Raw genomic sequence first — 18,478 nt, 5'->3', positions numbered from 1 at the left:
CGGGAGTGAGGCCATACTACCTGCTTGATGGGTGCATCGTTCGGCCGCCCGACGGGGTGTGGCGGCGCGGCATCACCGCCCGCATGGCGGGTCGACCGCTTGCGCGCGCCGCGCAACAATGCGGCCATGCACGCAGAGCACTTCGACATCGTCATCATCGGCGCCGGCATGGCCGGGGCCTCGCTGGCCTGGCAACTCACGGCGGCGGCCGATGCGCGCGCACCTGCGCCGCGCGTGCTGCTGCTGGAGCGCGAGGCCCAGCCCGGCTACCACACCACCGGGCGCTCGGCCGCCCTGTTCATGGAGAGCTATGGCCCGCCCGGCATCCAGGCGCTGACGCGCGCGAGCCGTGCCTTCTACAGCGACCCGCCGGCCGGCTTCGCGGCCGATGCGCTCGTGCACCCGCGTGGCGCCCTGTTCATCGCAGCCCCCGGCGAAGAGCCTGAGCTGTGGGCCATGCAGGCGCGTTTGCAGGCCCAGGGCGCCCAGCTGGAACGGCTGGACGTGGCTGGCGCGCGAGCGCACGTGCCGCTGCTGCGGCCCGAGGCCTGCGCGGCGGCCCTGTACGAGGCCGATGTGCTGGACCTGGACGTGCACGCCATTCACCAGGGTTTTCTGCGCGGCTTCAAGGCGGCCGGGGGCGTGTTGCGGTGCGAGGCGCAACCGCTCGCGGCCCAGCGCTTGACCCCAGGCGATGGCCAGCCGGATGCCTGGGCCTTGTCGCTCAGCGTGGCGGGCGAGACGCGCACCGTGCACACCGATGTGGTCGTGAACGCCGCCGGGGCCTGGGCCGACGAACTGGGGCAGTTGCTGGGCGCTGCGCCCATCGGGCTGGTGCCCAAGCGCCGCTCGGCCTTCACCTTCGAGCCGCCCGCGGGCGTGAACGTGTCGCGCTGGCCCATGCTGCTCGACTGGCGGGAGGCCTTCTACGTGAAGCCCGATGCGGGCCTGCTGCTGGGGTCGCCGGCCAATGCCGACCCCATGCCGCCGCACGATGTGCAGCCCGAGGAGTTGGACATCGCCATCGGCATCGACCGCATCCAGCAGGCGCTGGACCTGACGATCCGCCGGCCGCGTGCCACCTGGGCCGGCCTGCGCTGCTTCGTGGCCGATGGCGAACCGGTCATCGGCTGGGACGATGCCGGCGGCCCGGGTTGCGCCGGGCTGTTCTGGCTCACGGCCCAAGGCGGCTACGGCATCCAGAGCGCGGCCGGGGCCTCGTGGCTGGCCGCCACCTTGCTGCGGCGCGCGCCGCTGCCCGCTGGCCTGGCACGGTGCCTGGCCGCGCAGGGCGTGGGCCCGGCGGACTTCGCGCCTGCACGCCTGCGGGCATCGCGCGGATAATTCGGCCATGTACCTGCCATTCACCAAAATGCAAGGCGCGGGCAACGATTTCGTCGTGCTCGACGAAACCCGGGGCACCTACGGCCTGACGGCGGCCCAGTACCAGTGGCTGGCCGATCGCCGCTTCGGTGTCGGCGCCGACCAGATCCTGACGGTGCGTGCCGTCTCGCCCCAGCTGCGCGCCCAGGGCGTGGACTTTGAATACGTGATCCACAACGCCGACGGCAGCGAGGTGGAGCAGTGCGGCAACGGCGCGCGCTGCTTCGTGCGCTTCGTGCGCGAGAAAGGCCTGACCGCCAAGGACAGCGTCACCGTGAAGGTGAAGCACGGCGTCATCACCTTGCGCATGAACGCCGACCAGCGCGTCACCGTCAACATGGGGGCCCCCGTCTTTGCGCTGCCCCAGGTGCCGTTCGACCCGGCTTTCGCGCAGCCCGTGCCGGGTAGCAGCTGGCCGGTGTGGCAGCTGGGTGCGCACGAGGGGGCGCAGGGCGACGCAGCGGCCGCGGCGCAACCGGTGGCCGTGCTGTCCATGGGCAACCCGCACGCCGTGCAGTTCGTGGCCGGCGATGTGGACCAGGCGCCTGTGGACACCGTGGGCCCCTGGGTGGAGTCGCACCCGGCGTTTCCGCAACGCGTGAACGCCGGTTTTCTGCAGGTGCTGAGCCGCGACAGCACGCGCATCCGCGTGTTCGAGCGGGGCTCGGGCGAAACCCTGGCCTGTGGCACCGGGGCCTGCGCTGCCGTGGTGGCGGGCATCCGCCTGGGGCTGCTGGATGCACGCGTGGACGTGCAGGCGCGTGGCGGCCGCCTAACCATCGAGTGGTCGGGCGACCTGGCGGCGCCGGTGTTCATGACGGGCCCGGCCGAAACCGTGTTCCATGGCGAGGTGAACGTGCCCGATGCCTTGGGTCGGCCCGCCGCTGCGCCGGCGCCGGTCGCGGACGAGGCCTGAGGGCCGACACTGCGGCCTCAGGGCCAGCCCTGGCTGAGGGCCCGCCCAGAGGCTAGCCTGACGTCGCGCTGATGGACAGCGCCGCGATGCCCGCGACGCGTCCTGCGGCATGATGGGGCGCTGGCGGCGGGGCTGCAGGCCGTGATGGCGACGGCTGTGGCCGGCTTCTGCGGCTATCATCGGGCAGTATGCAGTGCCTGCCGTTGAATTTGAAACGGCCATTGATGGATACTCCGCCAACGTCGGGTTGCGGGGTGCGGCACCCGGATTCACGCAAGACAAGCAGGAGAAAAGGTCGGCATGAGCATGTCCACCAGCATTCAACCCATCACCGAAGAAGACATCGCCGAGTTCCTGGTCAACACGCCCGATTTTTTCGAACGCCACGCCGTGCTGCTGGCCAGCGTCCAGCTCTCCAGCCCCCACGGGGGACGTGCCGTCAGCCTGCAAGAGCGTCAGGCCGAGATGCTGCGCGAGAAGATCAAGGTGCTGGAGCACCGCATCATGGACATGGTGCGCCATGGCAACGAGAACATGCTGATCGGCGACAAGCTGCTGCGCTGGGCGCGGCAGATGTTCCAGGTCGGTCGGCCCGCAGACCTGCCCCAGGTGATGGCGCATGGCGTGCAGGACGCCTTCGGTGTGCCGCAGGTGGCGCTCAAGGTCTGGGACGTGGCCGCGCCGTTCGCCGGCGAGCCGTTTGCGCAAGGCGTGGGCAACGACGTGAAAAGCCTGGCCAATTCGCTGACCTCGCCGTACTGCGGCCTCAATGCCGGCTTCGACGCCGTGAGCTGGCTGGAGCACCCGGACCAGGCGGCCTCGATTGCGCTGGTCGCCCTGCGCCGGCCCAAGGCGGCTCAGGCTAGCGGGCTGCTGGTGCTGGCCTCGCCCGACGCGCAGCGCTACGAAGCCGGCATGGCGACCGACTTCCTGGAGCGCCTGGCCGAGCTGGGCAGCGCCGCGATCTCGCGCCTGCAGGACTGAGCGCGGGGCACACGCATGGCCGATGCGTCACCTGCTCTCTCGTTGGGGTATGCATCCACTGCTGTCGACAATGAATCGCTGGTGGCTGCATACCTGGCGCATTGCCGGGTGCAAAAGCGCCTGGCAGCCCGCACACTGAGCCTGTACGCCCTGGATCTGGGCAAGCTGCAGGCGCTGGCCCAGGGGGCTGGCATCGGCCTGCTGGCGGTGCAGGTCCACCACGTGCGGCGCTGGGCCGCGCAGATGCACGGCAGCGGCCGCAGCGGGCGTGGCATTGCGCTCATCCTGTCGGGCTGGCGCGGCTTTTACACCTGGCTGGGGCACGAGGGGCGCGTGGCGGCCAACCCCGTGCAGGACGTGCGCGCACCGCGACAGGCCAAACCCCTGCCCAAGGCCATCGCCGTGGACGAGGCCATGCAGCTGGCCGATCACACCCTGGACACCGACGACCCGTGGCTGGAGGCGCGCGACGCCGCCATGGTGGAGCTGCTCTACGGCTGCGGGCTGCGCGTGGGCGAGCTGGTGGGCCTGGATGTGGCCGCCAGCGACGCCGCCGCGCGCGCCGGGCGCGGCTGGGTCGACCTGCAGGCGGGCGAGGTGCAGGTGCAGGGCAAAGGCGGCAAGCGCCGCAGCGTGCCGCTGGGGCGCCTGGCGGACGAGGCGGTGCGGCGCTGGCTGGACCTGCGTGCAAGCCATGCGGCCGCGGGCGGGGCTGCGCCGGTGCCCGTGCCGGAACCGGGGTCGGAGTCAGGCAAGACCAGCCTGGCGCCGGCTGGCGACAACGTGGCCGACCCCATGGCCAACGGTCCGACTGACGGTTCAACTGACCGCGCGGCCGTCAGCAGCAGGACGCACGACCGGGCCAGCGACCACCTCGCGCTGTTCCTGGGGCGGCGCGGCACGCGGCTCACCGCGCAGGCCATCTGGCAGCGGCTCAAACGGCGTTCGTTGCTGGCGGGCTTGGCCACGCCGGTGCACCCGCACATGCTGCGGCATTCGTTCGCCAGCCACGTGCTGCAGTCCAGCCAGGACCTGCGCGCCGTGCAGGAGCTGCTGGGCCATGCCCAGATCACGACCACCCAGGTCTACACCCGGCTGGATTTTCAACACCTGGCCCAGACCTACGACGCCGCGCACCCGCGCGCGCGCCGGAAAAAGCCGTGACGTGGGCCGCCCGGGCGCTGGCCGTGCGCCGTGGTTGGCGTGCGCTCCAGGCGAGGTGTGGGTCTTGAAGACTTGGCAGTATGAGGTTGTTGCCGTTTTTGATTGAACGGCAATGAGGTGATACTGTGTCAAGTGATGTGGGCTGCCCAACGAGCGCACGCGCCAGGCCCGTTTCAGCACAGGCGGGCGTGGCCCGGTGCACCGTTCGCCGCGTGGCGTGCGTTGGCGCCGTGGCCGGACACGGGACTTGATGACGGGCCAGGTGCCCCCATGTGGGCGCTTTCATCGACGGCGGCATGGCCACCGGCGCGGGCGACCCGGGCGGTCGCCCGCTGTGACTACACTGCCGCTTTCGCATCGGCGCCCGTTGGGGCGCCGCGACAACCAAAAGGCGCATCGTTCATGGCACTCATCCCTGCCACCATCCTCACGGGCTTTCTGGGCGCGGGCAAGACCACCTTGCTCAAGCGGCTGCTGGAAGAATCGCACGGCCAGAAGATCGCCGTGATCGAAAACGAGTTCGGCGAAGAGAACATCGACAAGGACCTGCTGGTCACGCAAAGCGAAGAGCAGATCTACCAGATGAGCAACGGCTGCGTGTGCTGCACCATCCGGGAAGACCTGCGCCAGGCGCTGCAGCTGCTGGCGGCCAAGAAGCGCCAGGGCCTGCTGGACTTCGACCGCGTGGTGATCGAAACCACGGGCCTGGCCGACCCCGGTCCGGTGGCCCAGACCTTTTTCATGGACGACGAGGTGGCGGAAAACTACCTGCTCGACTCCATCATCACCGTGGTCGATGCCAAGCACGCCACGCAGCAGCTGAACGACCGCCAGGAGGTGCGCCAGCAGATCGGCTTCGCCGACCAGATCTTCATCAGCAAGGCCGACCTGGTCAGCGAGCCCGAGGTGCACGAGCTGCAGCACCGCCTCAAGCACATGAACCCGCGTGCGCCGCAGAAGGTGGTGCATTTCGGCCAGGTGAACCTGAACGAGGTGTTCGACCTGCGGGGCTTCAACCTCAACGCCAAGCTCGACATCGACCCGGACTTCCTCAAGGAGGACGAGCACGCCCACCACGATCACGACCACGTGCATGGCGAGGATTGCGGCCACGGCGCGCACTGCACCGATCCGTCGCACGACCATGGCCATGCGCACGGCCACGATCACGCGCACCACCACCGCTACGACGACGACGTGAAGAGCTTCGTGTTCCGCTCCGACCGGCCCTTCGATGCCGCGCGGCTGGAGGACTTCCTGGGCGGCGTGGTCAACGTCTTCGGGCCCAAGATGCTGCGCTACAAAGGCGTGCTGGCCATGCAGGGCACCGAACGCAAGGTGGTGTTCCAGGGCGTGCACCAGCTGATGGGCAGCGACCTGGGGCCGGAGTGGAAGGCCGATGAAAAGCGGGAAAGCAAGATGGTGTTCATCGGCATCGACCTGCCGCAGGACATCCTGCGCAAAGGCCTCGAACAGTGCCTGGTGTGAGCTGACTGAGGCCCTGATTCGCCCGGGGTTTGTGCCCAAGCGCACGCCATTTGACCCCGGCCCGGCCGGGGTGTCGGCGCCTGGCTTGAAAAGGACAGGCAAAGACCTACAATGGCCCGCCCGTCAGGTCCGGTTCCTGCGAACACCGCTGTTGCATGCAGAGGGTCCCCGGGCACCGGATCGTTGAGAACAGCAGGCCGCCTGGTCTGTGTCCGAGCAATCCACGCCGAGCGCGGTCGTGATTGAGCGTGAATCCAGCAAGACGCCAACCAGCCCCCCAACGGGCCCGGCGATCTTTCCGTCAACCCAACCAGCCATGCCCGTGAACGCAATCCACGCTCCCGTCAAAAAAGACCCCAAGTTGGCCAACAACTGGAAGACCAAATCGGCCGACGAGTTGACCGACGCCGAGGTCTTGGCCATGCCCGACGATGAGTACATGAACGACAAGCAGTTGGCGTTCTTCCGGCGCAAGCTCATCGAGCTCAAGGACGGCATCCTGGCCAACGCGGGCCAGACCACCGAGAACCTGCGCGAGGAAACGGTGGTGGTGCCCGATCCGGCCGATCGTGCCACCATCGAGGAAGAGCATGCGCTGGAGCTGCGCACGCGCGACCGCGAGCGCAAGCTGCTCAAGAAGATCGAGCAGTCCATCGCCCTCATCGACGCCGGTGAATACGGCTATTGCGATGAGACCGGTGAACCCATCGGTGTGGGCCGCCTGCTGGCCCGCCCGACGGCCACCTTGTCGCTCGAGGCGCAACAGCGCCGGGAACTCAAGCAGAAGATGTTCGGAGACTGATGGGACACGGGGCGGCTCGCCCCAGACGCGCGGGCTGCCCCCTGGAGGGCCACGGACCTTGCCGATCAGGGCCTGTGGGGTCGTGTTTGCGAATGCCGGCGTGCGAGGGTGTTTCATGAGCAAAGAAAGCAGCAGTGGGTTGTTGTCCAAGATGGTGAAGTTCGTGCGCAACCCGCGCACCGACTGGGCCGATCTGGAAACGGCAGATGCCGCGCGTTCCGACCTCGAGGAAGAGGCCTCCAAGCAGCAGCTGCGCGAGATGCTGGAGCGCAAGCGCCAGAACGACTTCGTGCGCAAACGCGAGTTCGACACCTTGCGCAAGCTGCGCAACAAGGAAATCGATCCGCCGCAGGCCATGCTCAGCCCCTCGTTCTTCCCCAGCAGCGAGCCGGCCGAGTCGGACGGCGACAAGCAGAACACGCTCGAGAAAATCGCCGTCATCGAGGCCCAGATGGCCAGCCAGTGGTTCAAGAGCCAGGGTGCGGCCCTGAAGGCCCGGGCCCTGCAGACGCGGCAAGGCACGCTGGAGTCGGCGCGCGACTCGGTGCAGCAGCCCGAAGTGGTTGCGCGTGCGGACGAGGGCGTGGACCCGGCCGCGTTTGCCCCCACGCAGACGCTGGAGGTGCCGCCCTCGGCCATCCAGCGGCCGGTACCGCCCATGCCGGCGCCAGTCCCAACCCCTGCGGTCAGGTCGCTGGATCAGCCCATGCTTGGCGACGGGCTGCTGCCGCTGGGCATGTCGGCCGCCTATGAGTCGTCGCAGTTCGAGGTGGCGGAGCTGGTCAACCACCCCGAAGTCGAAGAAATCGCCATCCTGTATGCGAACGGGGAAACCACGGCCGCCGAAGAGGCCCTGCTGCGCATGATCAGCCCCACGGGCGGGCGGCGCGAGAGCGCCGAGAGCTGGATGACCCTGTTCGACCTGTACCGGGCGACGGGCCAGCACCTGCGCTTCGACGATGTCGGCATCGAGTTCGCGGCCGTGTTCGGTCGCTCGGCCCCGGTGTGGTATTCCGTGCCCGACCAGCTGGCGGCGCGCGGTGCGCAGGTGGACGACGAGCCCGCGCCTGCGGGCAGCAACACCTCGCACTGGACAGCGAACTCCTCGCTGTCGATGCAGAACCTGGCGCTGCTGGACACGCTGCCGCAGCGCGTGGAGCCGCCGTGGCGGCTGGATTGGCGCTACGTCAAGCGCATCGATCCGGGCTGTGCCCAGGCCCTGGCCCACAAGCTCAACGCCTGGGCCGATGACCGTCAGGTCAAGCTGCGCTTTGTGGGGGCCGACAACGCCCTGCGCCTGCTGACCGAGCTGACCCCGGTGGCCGACGCCTCGGTGCCACAGGACCTGTGGGCCCTGCGGCTGGCGATGATGCGCATCCTGGGCTTGATGGACGACTTCGAGCTCAACGCGCTGAACTTTTGCGTCACGTTCGAGGTGTCACCGCCCGCCTGGTCGCCGCCGCGCTGCGAATGCCTGCAGATTCAACCCGATGGCGCGGTCGACGAAGTCGCCATGGCGGCGAGCGCCCCTGTGCCTGCCCCCGCGCTGACCACTTTGCCGGGGTACACCGAGTCGGCGGTCCGGGATTCTTACCTCGACGTCACCGTGGCGCGGGCCAGCCTGGCCGGCCAGGTGCTGGGCGATGCCTCCAGCCAGTTTGCCGGCCTGGCGGCCGTCGACGGGGTGGCCGAAACCATCGAGGTGGACTGCCGGCACGTGCAGCGGGTGGACTTCGTGGCCGCCGGCACCTTGCTCAACTGGGTGGCCGATCACCAGGCCAAGGGCCAGGCCATTGCGTTCAACAACGTGAACCGCCTGGTGGCCATCTTCTTCCGCATCATCGGCATTCGCGAGTTGGCGCGGGTCAACGTGCGTCAGGAGTGACGCCTGCCGGGCTCGGCCCCGCCAGCGCATGCAGCCGTGTGGCGCACCGTTGAAAAACGGGGTGCCTTTCCCCATATGCTGCTCATTTTCAGGTGAAGACTGGCATGGAATCCTTTCATGGCACCACGATCGTGTGCGTGCGACGCGAAACCCCTCAAGGCATTCAGGTGGCCATCGGTGGCGATGGCCAGGTGACCTTGGGCAACACCGTGGTCAAGGGCTCGGCCCGCAAGGTGCGCAAACTCCACAACAACCAGGTGCTGGCGGGCTTTGCCGGCGCCACGGCCGATGCCTTCACGCTGTTCGAGCGTTTCGAGGCCAAGCTCGACAAGCACCAGGGGCAGCTCGTGCGTGCGGCCATCGAGCTGACCAAGGAATGGCGCACGGACCGCGTGCTGCGCAAGCTCGAGGCCATGCTGGCCGTGGCCAACCGCGATGCCGCGCTCATCATCACCGGCAACGGCGATGTGCTGGAGCCCGAGCATGGCGTGGTGGCGATCGGCTCCGGCGGCCCCTACGCCCAGGCGGCGGCGGTGGCGCTGGTCAAGGCGACCGAGCTGCCCGCCGTCGAGGTGGTGAAGCGCTCGCTTGAAATCGCCGGCGAAATCTGCATTTACACCAACATGAACCACACCATCGAAACGCTGTGATCGGTGTGGTTGAGTGGATTCATTAAGAGTATGCCTCGGCTCCCGTTGATCAAAAAACGGGTAAGCCAGCATACTCCTTTCATTTGATTGGATTTCATGTCTTCCATGACGCCTCAGGAGATCGTCTCCGAGCTGGATCGCCACATCGTGGGCCAGCAGCAGGCCAAGCGTGCCGTGGCCATCGCCATGCGCAACCGCTGGCGCCGCCAGCAGGTCGAGCCCAAGCTGCGGGCCGAGATCACGCCCAAGAACATCCTCATGATTGGCCCCACCGGGGTGGGCAAGACCGAGATCGCGCGCCGGCTGGCCAAGTTGGCCCAGGCGCCGTTCGTGAAGGTCGAGGCGACCAAGTTCACCGAGGTGGGCTATGTCGGGCGCGATGTGGACACCATCATCCGCGACCTGGCCGAAGTCGCCGTCAAGCAGGCGCGTGACGAGGCCAAGCGCAAGAACCGCATGCGCGCCGAAGATGCCGCCGAGGACCGCATCCTGGATGTGCTGATTCCACCCGCGCGCGGCATCGACGGCCAGAACCTGCCAGCGACCGACGGGGCGGCGCGCCAGGTGTTCCGCAAACGCCTGCGCCAGGGCGAGCTCGACGACAAGGAGATTGAGCTCGAGCTCGCCGATGCGCCTGCCGCGGTCGAAATCATGAGCCCGCCCGGCATGGAGGAGATGACCGAGCAGCTCAAAGGCCTGTTCAGCCAGATGGGGGCGAGCAAGCGCCGCGTGCGCAAGCTGCGCATTGGCGAAGCCCTCAGGCTGCTGACCGACGAGGAGGCGGCCAAGCTGGTGAACGAGGACGAGGTGCGCGCAGCCGCCATCCTCAATGCCGAGCAGAACGGCATCGTGTTCATCGACGAGATCGACAAGGTGGCTTCGCGCGGCGGCAACCAGGCCGAGGTGTCGCGCCAGGGTGTGCAGCGTGACCTGCTGCCCCTGGTCGAGGGGTGTGCGGTGTCGACCAAGTACGGTGTGGTGCACACCGACCACATCCTGTTCGTAGCGTCTGGCGCGTTCCACCTCGCCAAGCCCAGCGACCTGATCCCCGAGCTGCAGGGGCGCTTCCCGATCCGGGTGGAGCTGGAGTCGCTCTCGGTGCAGGACTTCGTGGCCATCCTGACCCAGACCGACGCCTCGCTGGTGCGCCAGTACCAGGCCCTGTTGGCAACCGAAGGCATCACGCTCGAGTTCACCGAGGAGGGCATCGAGCGCATGGCGCAGATCGCGCACGATGTGAACGAGCGCACCGAGAACATCGGGGCACGGCGCCTGGCAACCATCCTCGAGCGCTTGCTGGAAGAGGTGAGCTTTGCGGCGGCCAACCGCCCCGACAAGTCGCTGACCGTGGATGCGGCCTACGTGCAGGCCCACCTCGGGGCCCTCAGCCAGGATGAGGATTTATCACGATTCATCTTGTAATCTGCCCGCGCTGAGGCAGCGCCCTTCAGGTTTAGATTTGACTTCCGGTCGTGGCCGCAAGTTGCTAAATCTGAAGGGTTTTTTGTTTTTCGTACTGGTTATCCGTCCATTGATAAGTGCTTGATTTCATTGCAATCAGTTGTTGCAATTCGGCCGCCGTCCCCTCGATTCCTGCTACAGTGCAAAAAAGTGCAATTTAGTGGTGTTTTGTGCCATCCCGGCCCAATTCGCTGTCATTTCAGGGAATCCCGGCGTGTTCCAAGGTGCGTCATCACTCAGTCTCGATGCGAAGGGGCGGCTGTCTGTGCCGACCCGGCATCGTGACGTCCTGATGGCGACCTCGGCCGGCCAGTTGACCATCACCAAGCACCCCGATGGGTGCTTGATCCTCTACCCGCGCCCGGAATGGGATCGGGTGCGTGGCGAGCTGGCGCGTCTGCCGGCTGCGGGGCAGTGGCTCAAGCGCATTTACCTCGGCAATGCCATGGACGTGGAGATGGACGGCACAGGTCGCGTGCTCATTTCGCCCGAACTGCGTGCAGCAGGCGGGTTGAACAAGGAGGTCATCCTGATGGGGTTGGGCAACTCCTTCGAGCTCTGGGACAAGGAACGCTACGAGGCCAAGGAGGCTGAAGCCATGCAGGCAGTGCCCTCCGATTTCCTGAACACCCTGTCGTTGTGAGCGCCATGGACCAGACGTTCACCCACACCACGGTGCTGCTGCAGCCGGCGGTCGATCACCTGATGGGCCCTTTGGCGGGCTGCTATGTCGATGCCACGTTTGGCCGCGGCGGTCACACGCGCGAGCTGCTGAATCGCCTGGGGCCCGAGGCCCAGGTGATCGCGTTCGACCGGGATCCGCAGGCCATTCAGGTCGCCCAGGGGTTGGGCGATGCGCGACTGAGCCTGCGCCACGAGTCCTTTGCCCACATGGCCGAGCTGCCGCCCGCCAGTGTGGATGGCCTGCTCATGGATCTGGGGGTGAGCTCGCCCCAGATCGACGACCCCGAGCGGGGGTTCTCATTTCGGTTCGACGGCCCACTGGACATGCGCATGGACACCACGCGTGGCCAGACCGTGGCGCAATGGCTGGAGACGGCCGGCATCGATGACATCGCGGAGGTGATTCGTGACTACGGCGAAGAACGGTTTGCTGTTCAGATTGCAAAGGCGATTGCAGCTCGCCGACAAGCACGGGGGCCAATTTCATCCACCGCCGAGCTGGCCGAGCTCGTGGCTGGTGCGGTCAAAACCCGCGAGCCGGGCAAGGACCCTGCAACGCGCACATTTCAGGCTTTTCGGATTTTCATCAACGCCGAGCTTGAAGAGCTCGAGCAAGCGTTAACGGCCAGCCTGCGCATCCTCAAGCCGGGTGGCAAGCTGGTGGTCATCAGCTTTCACTCGCTCGAGGACCGCATCGTCAAGCAGTTCATCCGCGCCCAGTCCACAGAGGTGTATGACCGCCGCGTGCCCTTTGCACCGGCCAAAGCCTTGCCGTTGAAGGACCTGGGCCGCGTCAAGCCCTCCGAGGCGGAAGTGTCCGCCAACCCGCGTGCCCGCAGTGCCGTCATGCGCGTGGCCCAACGCACGGAGCAGGGCTGATGGGCAAGTTCAACATCGTGCTGCTGGTGGTGGTGGTGCTGACGGGGCTGTACACGGTGCAGGTGCAGTACGAGTCGCGTCGCCTCTTCACCGCGTTGGATCGCGCGGTGGCTGAGCAGCACCGGCTGGAAACCGAGAACGCCCGCCTCACGGTGGACAAGCGCGCCGAGGCCACTTCGCTGCGGGTGGAGAGCCTGGCCACCACCAAGTTGAGCATGCGCGTGGCCACGCCGGCCACGACCGAATACATCAGCGGCGCCATGCTGCCGGCCCCCAAGACCACGGAGGCGGCGCAACTGGCTGGCGCCTCGCAAGCCAGTGACAGCCAGGCGGAGGGTGAGCCATGAAAAGCATCCAGTACAGCGACAGCCCCCTGCTGGCGTCCAAGACGCCGGTGTGGCGCAGCAAGCTCATCGTGGGCGGGCTGGCCCTGGCGTTTCTGGGCCTGGTGGGGCGAGCGGCCTACGTGCAGGTGATCGGCAACGACTTCTTCCAGCGCCAGGGCGAGGTGCGCTTTGCGCGCACGCTGGAGTTGCCCGCCAACCGCGGCAACGTGCTGGACCGCAATGGCCTGATCCTCGCGTCCAGCGTGGTGGCGCAGAGCATCTGGGCGATTCCGCAGGACGTGGACGCCAAGCCGGAGCAGCTGCGTGACCTGGCCAAGGTGCTGGGCATGGGGCCCGATGAGCTGGCGCGCAAGGTGGCCGACAAATCGCGCACCTTTGTCTGGATCAAGCGCCAGGTGGACGAGCCGGTGGCCAAGGCGGTGGCCGACTTGAAGGTGGCCGGCTTCTACCGCACCAAGGAATACAAGCGCAAATACCCCGAAGGCGAAGCCGCCGCCCATGTGGTGGGCTTCACCAACGTCGAGAACAAAGGCCAGGAAGGCGTGGAGCTGGCCTTTGAGAAAGAGCTCTCTGGCCATCCGGGCTCGCGCCGCGTGTACAAGGACCGCCTGGGGCGCGCGGTCGAGGCCGTGGGTGACGAGGTGCCGCCGGTGGACGGCAAGGACGTGCAGCTGTCCATCGACTCCAAGGTGCAGTTCTTCGCCTACCAGAAGCTGCGCGATGCCGTGGTGGCGCACAAAGCCAAGGCGGGCTCGGTGGTGGTGCTCGATGCCGTCACGGGCGAGGTGCTGGCCCTGGCCAACTACCCGAGCTACCAGCCGGACAATCGCGCCAAGCTGACGGGCTCGCAGTTGCGCAACATCGCCCTGACCGACACCTTCGAGCCGGGCTCGACCATGAAGCCCGTCACGGTGGCCATCGCGCTCCAGGCCGGGCGCGTCACCCCCAGCACCATCATCAACACGGCGCCGGGGCGCTACCAGCTCGATCGCTTCACGATTCGCGACACGCACAACTACGGCGCGTTGAGCGTGGAGGGGGTGATTCAGAAGTCCAGCAACGTCGGCGCGCTCAAGATCGCGCAGAAGCTGTCGGCCCAGGAGATGTGGGACACCTTCACGGCGCTGGGCTATGGCCAGCGGCCCCAGGTGCCCTTCCCGGGGGCGGCCATCGGCCGCTTGCGGCCCTGGAAGTCGTGGCGACCTGTGGAGCAGGCCACCATGTCTTACGGGTATGGCTTGTCGGCGTCTCTGTTCCAAATGGCGCATTCGTATACTGCCTTTGCCTCGGATGGCAAGGTGTTGCCGGCCACCTTGCTCAAGACCGATGAGCCGGGCCAGGGTCAGCAGATTTTCTCGGCCAAGACGGCGGCCGAAATCCGCAAGATGCTGCAGATGGCAGCGGGGCCGGGCGGCACCGGGCAGCGCGCTCAGACGGTGGGGTACTCGGTCGGCGGCAAGTCCGGCACGGCGCACAAGCAGGTCGGCAAGGGATATGCCGCCGACAAGTACCGCGCCTGGTTCACGGGCATGGCGCCCATCGACAAGCCGCGTGTCATCGTGGCCGTGATGATCGATGAGCCCACGGCCGGCTCCTACTTCGGCGGCGCCGTGGCGGCGCCCGTGTTCAGCGAGGTGGTGCAGCAGGCCTTGCGCATCATGGGCGTGCAGCCCGACATGGCGGTGCAGCCCCGCATCGTGGCGCAGGCGGTCGAGGAGTCGTTTTGATCCAGCGCCTGGCCGATCCACAGGCAGCCAATGACTGGCTGCGTGCCCGCGTGCAGGGCCAGCTGACGGTGGACAGCCGCCGCGTGGGCGCGCACGACGGCTTTGTGGCCTGGCCCGGCGCCGCGGTCGATGGGCGCCAGTTCGTGGGTGATGCGCTGGCTCAGGGTGCTGCGGCCTGCCTGGTCGAGGCGCAGGGTGTGGAGCACGCCTTGCCCGACGCCTTGCGGCATGGCACGCAGGCCGAACGCATCGCCAGCTACGACCACCTCAAAGCCGACACCGGCCCCATCGCCAGCCTGTTCTATGGCGAGCCGACCCGGCAACTGGCGACCGTGGCCGTCACGGGCACCAATGGCAAGACCTCCACCGCCTGGTGGCTGGCCAGCTTGCTGCCGCACCTGCCGGCGCCGCACGCGCAGCGTTGCCTCATGGTGGGCACGCTGGGGGTGGGTGAGCCCCCCGCGGTGCACAGCACCGGCCTGACCACGCCGGATCCGGTGCGTCTGCACCAGGCATTTCGCGATGCTGTGCAGGACGGTGTCACCGCCTGTGTGATGGAGGCCTCGTCGATCGGCCTGGCCGAGCATCGCCTGGATGGCGTGCGCATCGACACGGCGGTGTTCACGAATTTCACGCAGGACCACCTGGACTACCACGCCGACATGGCCGACTACTGGCAGGCCAAGCGCCGGCTGTTCGACTGGCCGGGTCTGCGGCATGCGGTGGTCAACATCGACGACGACCAGGGTGCGAGGCTGGCGGAAGACTTGAAGACGAGCGCGCAGGCGGGCGAGCTGGACCTGTGGACCGTGGGGCGTCATCCGGCGGCCCGGTTGCGGGCGGTGGCGGTTCACCATGCCGATGAAGGCATGGGTATCGAGCTGAGTGATCCAGATGATGAACGGGTGGTGGTGCATACCACCCAGTTTGGTGACTTCAACGTGAACAACCTGCTGGGCGTGATCGCCTGCATGCGCGCCTGGGGCGTGCCACTGGCGGCGGTTGCACAGGGCGTGGCGCGCCTGCCGGCCGTGCCCGGTCGGTTGCAGCGGGTGGCGGCCGCCGGCCGCAGCGGCCCGCTGGTGCTGGTCGACTACGCGCACACACCCGATGCGCTGGACAAGGCGCTGCAGGCCGTGCGCCCCCTGGCCGACCAGCGTGGCGGCCGCCTGTGGTGCGTCTTTGGCTGTGGTGGCAACCGCGATGCAGCCAAACGGCCGCTCATGGGCCGCGTGGCGGAGCAGGGCGCCGATCGCGTGGTGGTGACCAGCGACAACCCCCGTCACGAAGCGCCGATGGCCATCATCGAAGCCATCCAGGCCGGCATGACACGGCCCCACCTGACCGAGGTCGACCGGGGGGGCGCCATTCAGATGGCCATCACGCAGGCGTCCCCGCGGGACGTCGTGGTGTTGGCCGGTAAGGGACATGAGGATTACCAAGAAGTTGTGGGCGAGCGTCACCCTTTTTCAGACCTTGACGTGGCACGCCTGGCGCTGCAGCGCCGTTCCAGCGGAGGGGCGCCATGAGCGGTGAGCCCATGAACTGGACCCTGGCCGAGATGGCGCGGGCCGTCCCGGGTGCGCAGCTGCAAGGTGATGGGCAGGTGCGCATTGCCCGCGTGTGCACCGACAGCCGGGACGTGCAGCCCGGCGATGTGTTCATCGCGCTGCAGGGCGAACGGTTCGATGCCGCGGCCTTTGTGCCGCAGGCGCTGCAGGCCGGTGCCGTGGCCTATGTGATGGTTGAGGACCGTGCGGCGCCCGTGGGGGCCAGCGGCTTGCGGGTGCCCGATGCCAAGCTGGCCCTGGGTCAATTGGCCTTGGCCTGGCGCCAGCGCATCATCGGGCCGCTGATCGCCGTGGCGGGCAGCAATGGCAAGACCACGGTGACGCAGATGCTCGCGGCCATCCTGTCGGCCTGGACCGGTGGCCACCGCCTGGCCACCCAAGGCAATTTCAACAACGACATCGGCTTGCCCTTGACCCTGTTGCGCTGGCGGCCGGACATGCGCGCCGCAGTGGTCGAACTGGGCATGAACCACGTGGGCGAGATGGCCTACCTGTCGCCCATGGCGGCCCCAACGGTGGCGTTGGTCAACAACGCCCAGCGCGAGCACCAAGAGTTCATGCAGTCGGTCGAGGCCGTGGCGCGTGAAAACGGCGAGGTGCTGCGTGCGCTGCAGCCGGGCGGGGTGGGCGTGGTGCCGCATGGCGACGTCCACGTGCCGATCTGGCGCGAGATGGCAGGCTCGCACCGCCTCATGACCTTTGGCGACGCTGCGGCTGCCGATGTGCACCTGCGGCATTGCACCTGGCAGCGCGACGCCTGGCGCGTGACGGCCGGCACACCGGCTGGAGAGCTGGGCGTCGAGCTGCATGTGGTGGGCCGCCACAACGTGCGCAATGCGCTGGCGGCCACCGCCTGTGCCCTGGCCGCGGGCGTGCCCGTGGCCGACATCGCAGCCGGCCTGTCGGCCTTCCGCGCCGTGGGCGGCCGTTCGCGCGTGGTGCTGCTCGAGCGGGCGGACAGCACCGTCACCTTGATCGACGACACCTACAACGCCAACCCCGATTCGGTCGAGGCCCTGATCGACGTGCTGGCCGAACTGCCAGGCCCGCGCCTGCTGGTGCTGGGTGACATGGGCGAGGTGGGCGATCAGGGGCCGCAGTACCACACCGACGTGGGGACCTATGCGGCCCGGCGCGGCGTGGACAGGCTGCTCACCCTGGGCGAGCTGGCCCGCCATGCCGCCACTGGCTTTGGCGACAGCCAGGCGCATGCCGCCGACCTGGACGCGCTGCTGCAGCAGGTGCTGCCCAGCGTCACAACGTATTCAACCATTGCCGTCAAAGGCTCGAGATTCATGCGCATGGAGCGGGTGGTGCAAGCCCTGCAGAACGCGAACCAGCCGCAAGGAGGTGTCGCGTGTTAGTTTTGTTGGCCCAGTACCTGCACGGTCTGTCACCCGAGTTCGGCTACCTGCGGGTGGTGCAGTACCTGACGTTTCGCGCCGTGATGGCGGCCCTCACGGCCCTGCTGATTGGCTTGTTCCTGGGGCCCATGGTGATCCGGCGCCTGCGCGCGCTGAAGATCGGCCAGCCCGTGCGGGGCTACGCCATGGAGACCCACCTGGTCAAGAGCGGCACGCCCACCATGGGCGGCGTGCTCATGTTGGTGGCGATCGCCATCTCGACCCTGCTGTGGTTTGACCTGAGCAACCGCTTCGTCTGGATCGTGCTGTTCGTCACCACCGGTTTCGGGGCCATCGGGTGGGTGGACGACTGGCGCAAGGTGGTGCACAAAGACCCCGAGGGCATGCGCTCGCGCGAGAAGTACATGTGGCAGTCCATCATCGGCGTGCTGGCGGCCATCATGCTGACGTTCGCGGTGTCCGAGAACTCCAATGCCGCGGCCTGGCGCCTGTTCGTGGACTGGGTCAGCTCTGGCTTCACCGTGGACCTGCCCCCGGCTGCGGGCCTGTTCGTGCCCTTCTTCAAAGAGGTCAGCTACCCCTTGGGCGTGTGGGGCTTCATCATCCTCAGTTACCTGGTCATCGTGGGGTCGAGCAACGCCGTGAACCTGACCGACGGCCTCGATGGCCTGGCCACCATGCCGGTGGTGATGGTGGGTTCGGCGCTGGGCGTGTTCGCCTACATCACGGGCAGCTTCAGCTTTTCGCACTACCTGCTGTTCCCCTACATCCCGGGCGCCAGCGAGTTGATGATTTTCTGCGCGGCCATGGCCGGCGCCGGTCTGGCCTTCCTGTGGTTCAACGCGCACCCGGCCCAGGTCTTCATGGGTGATGTGGGGGCGCTGGCCCTCGGCGCTGCGCTGGGCACCATCGCCATCATCGTGCGGCAGGAAATCGTGCTGGCCGTGATGGGCGGCATTTTCGTGGTCGAGGCCCTGTCGGTCATGGCCCAGGTCACGTATTTCAAGTACACCAAGCGCCGCTATGGCGAGGGCCGGCGCCTGCTGAAGATGGCGCCGTTGCACCACCACTTTGAAAAGAGCGGCTGGGCCGAAACGCAGGTCGTGATCCGCTTCTGGATCATCACCATGCTGCTGTGCCTCATCGGCTTGTCCACCCTGAAGTTGCGTTGAG

At 67.5% G+C, this 18,478-nt stretch carries 16 protein-coding genes; all 16 read left to right on the top strand.

The features are described from left to right. The first annotated feature begins 126 nt into the window (after nucleotides 1-126). The 16 genes from CCO03_RS17635 to mraY all read left to right on the top strand — a co-directional run bounded on the left by CCO03_RS17635 (nucleotide 127) and on the right by mraY (nucleotide 18,477). A complete protein-coding gene (locus CCO03_RS17635) occupies nucleotides 127-1,344 on the top strand; it encodes an NAD(P)/FAD-dependent oxidoreductase (protein WP_087284882.1) in 1,218 nt (405 codons plus the stop codon). 7 nt (nucleotides 1,345-1,351) lie between these two features. After that, on the top strand, nucleotides 1,352-2,299 hold the full coding sequence (dapF, locus tag CCO03_RS17630) for a diaminopimelate epimerase (protein ID WP_087283216.1): 948 nt from the start codon (nucleotides 1,352-1,354) through the stop codon (nucleotides 2,297-2,299). Between the two features lie 306 nt (nucleotides 2,300-2,605). Next, nucleotides 2,606-3,283, top strand: a complete 678-nt coding sequence (locus CCO03_RS17625) for a DUF484 family protein (protein ID WP_087284881.1) — start codon at nucleotides 2,606-2,608, stop codon at nucleotides 3,281-3,283. Between the two features lie 15 nt (nucleotides 3,284-3,298). After that, complete coding sequence (locus CCO03_RS17620; protein WP_087283214.1) at nucleotides 3,299-4,447, top strand: tyrosine recombinase XerC; 1,149 nt, start codon at nucleotides 3,299-3,301, stop codon at nucleotides 4,445-4,447. A gap of 402 nt (nucleotides 4,448-4,849) precedes the next feature. Continuing rightward, nucleotides 4,850-5,935, top strand: a complete 1,086-nt coding sequence (locus CCO03_RS17615; protein WP_087283212.1) for a CobW family GTP-binding protein — start codon at nucleotides 4,850-4,852, stop codon at nucleotides 5,933-5,935. A 316-nt stretch (nucleotides 5,936-6,251) separates the two neighbouring features. Continuing rightward, a complete protein-coding gene (gene dksA, locus CCO03_RS17610; protein WP_087283210.1) occupies nucleotides 6,252-6,737 on the top strand; it encodes an RNA polymerase-binding protein DksA in 486 nt (161 codons plus the stop codon). A gap of 115 nt (nucleotides 6,738-6,852) precedes the next feature. Next, the gene (locus tag CCO03_RS17605; RefSeq protein ID WP_157667779.1) at nucleotides 6,853-8,622 is read left to right on the top strand and encodes an STAS domain-containing protein; all 1,770 of its coding nucleotides are present in this window, start codon (nucleotides 6,853-6,855) and stop codon (nucleotides 8,620-8,622) included. 104 nt (nucleotides 8,623-8,726) lie between these two features. Then, nucleotides 8,727-9,272 (top strand): ATP-dependent protease subunit HslV, encoded by a 546-nt coding sequence (gene hslV, locus CCO03_RS17600; RefSeq protein WP_087283206.1) that lies wholly within the window; start codon nucleotides 8,727-8,729, stop codon nucleotides 9,270-9,272. A 96-nt stretch (nucleotides 9,273-9,368) separates the two neighbouring features. Further along, entirely contained in the window at nucleotides 9,369-10,694 is a 1,326-nt protein-coding gene (hslU, locus tag CCO03_RS17595) for an ATP-dependent protease ATPase subunit HslU (protein ID WP_087284879.1), read from the top strand. 253 nt (nucleotides 10,695-10,947) lie between these two features. Then, nucleotides 10,948-11,376 (top strand): division/cell wall cluster transcriptional repressor MraZ, encoded by a 429-nt coding sequence (gene mraZ / locus CCO03_RS17590; RefSeq protein WP_087283204.1) that lies wholly within the window; start codon nucleotides 10,948-10,950, stop codon nucleotides 11,374-11,376. A 5-nt stretch (nucleotides 11,377-11,381) separates the two neighbouring features. Further along, nucleotides 11,382-12,296 (top strand): 16S rRNA (cytosine(1402)-N(4))-methyltransferase RsmH, encoded by a 915-nt coding sequence (gene rsmH / locus CCO03_RS17585; RefSeq protein WP_087284877.1) that lies wholly within the window; start codon nucleotides 11,382-11,384, stop codon nucleotides 12,294-12,296. Further along, on the top strand, nucleotides 12,296-12,643 hold the full coding sequence (gene ftsL, locus CCO03_RS17580; protein ID WP_087283202.1) for a cell division protein FtsL: 348 nt from the start codon (nucleotides 12,296-12,298) through the stop codon (nucleotides 12,641-12,643). The genes rsmH and ftsL overlap by 1 nt, the downstream gene beginning before the upstream one ends. Further along, nucleotides 12,640-14,370: a peptidoglycan D,D-transpeptidase FtsI family protein gene (locus CCO03_RS17575; protein WP_087283200.1), complete on the top strand. Its 1,731-nt coding sequence runs from the start codon at nucleotides 12,640-12,642 to the stop codon at nucleotides 14,368-14,370. The genes ftsL and CCO03_RS17575 overlap by 4 nt, the downstream gene beginning before the upstream one ends. Then, on the top strand, nucleotides 14,370-15,899 hold the full coding sequence (locus tag CCO03_RS17570; protein WP_087284875.1) for a UDP-N-acetylmuramoyl-L-alanyl-D-glutamate--2,6-diaminopimelate ligase: 1,530 nt from the start codon (nucleotides 14,370-14,372) through the stop codon (nucleotides 15,897-15,899). Before CCO03_RS17575 ends, CCO03_RS17570 begins: the two co-directional genes overlap by 1 nt. Next, the gene (locus CCO03_RS17565; RefSeq protein ID WP_236903921.1) at nucleotides 15,896-17,305 is read left to right on the top strand and encodes a UDP-N-acetylmuramoyl-tripeptide--D-alanyl-D-alanine ligase; all 1,410 of its coding nucleotides are present in this window, start codon (nucleotides 15,896-15,898) and stop codon (nucleotides 17,303-17,305) included. Before CCO03_RS17570 ends, CCO03_RS17565 begins: the two co-directional genes overlap by 4 nt. Beyond that, complete coding sequence (gene mraY, locus CCO03_RS17560) at nucleotides 17,299-18,477, top strand: phospho-N-acetylmuramoyl-pentapeptide-transferase (protein WP_087283196.1); 1,179 nt, start codon at nucleotides 17,299-17,301, stop codon at nucleotides 18,475-18,477. The genes CCO03_RS17565 and mraY overlap by 7 nt, the downstream gene beginning before the upstream one ends. The last annotated feature ends 1 nt before the right edge of the window (nucleotide 18,478 follow it).

The organism is Comamonas serinivorans, from assembly GCF_002158865.1.
GTDB lineage: Bacteria > Pseudomonadota > Gammaproteobacteria > Burkholderiales > Burkholderiaceae_C > Comamonas_E > Comamonas_E serinivorans.
Note: the sequence above shows the minus strand (reverse complement) of the source record. Positions and strands in the feature narration are given on the sequence as shown.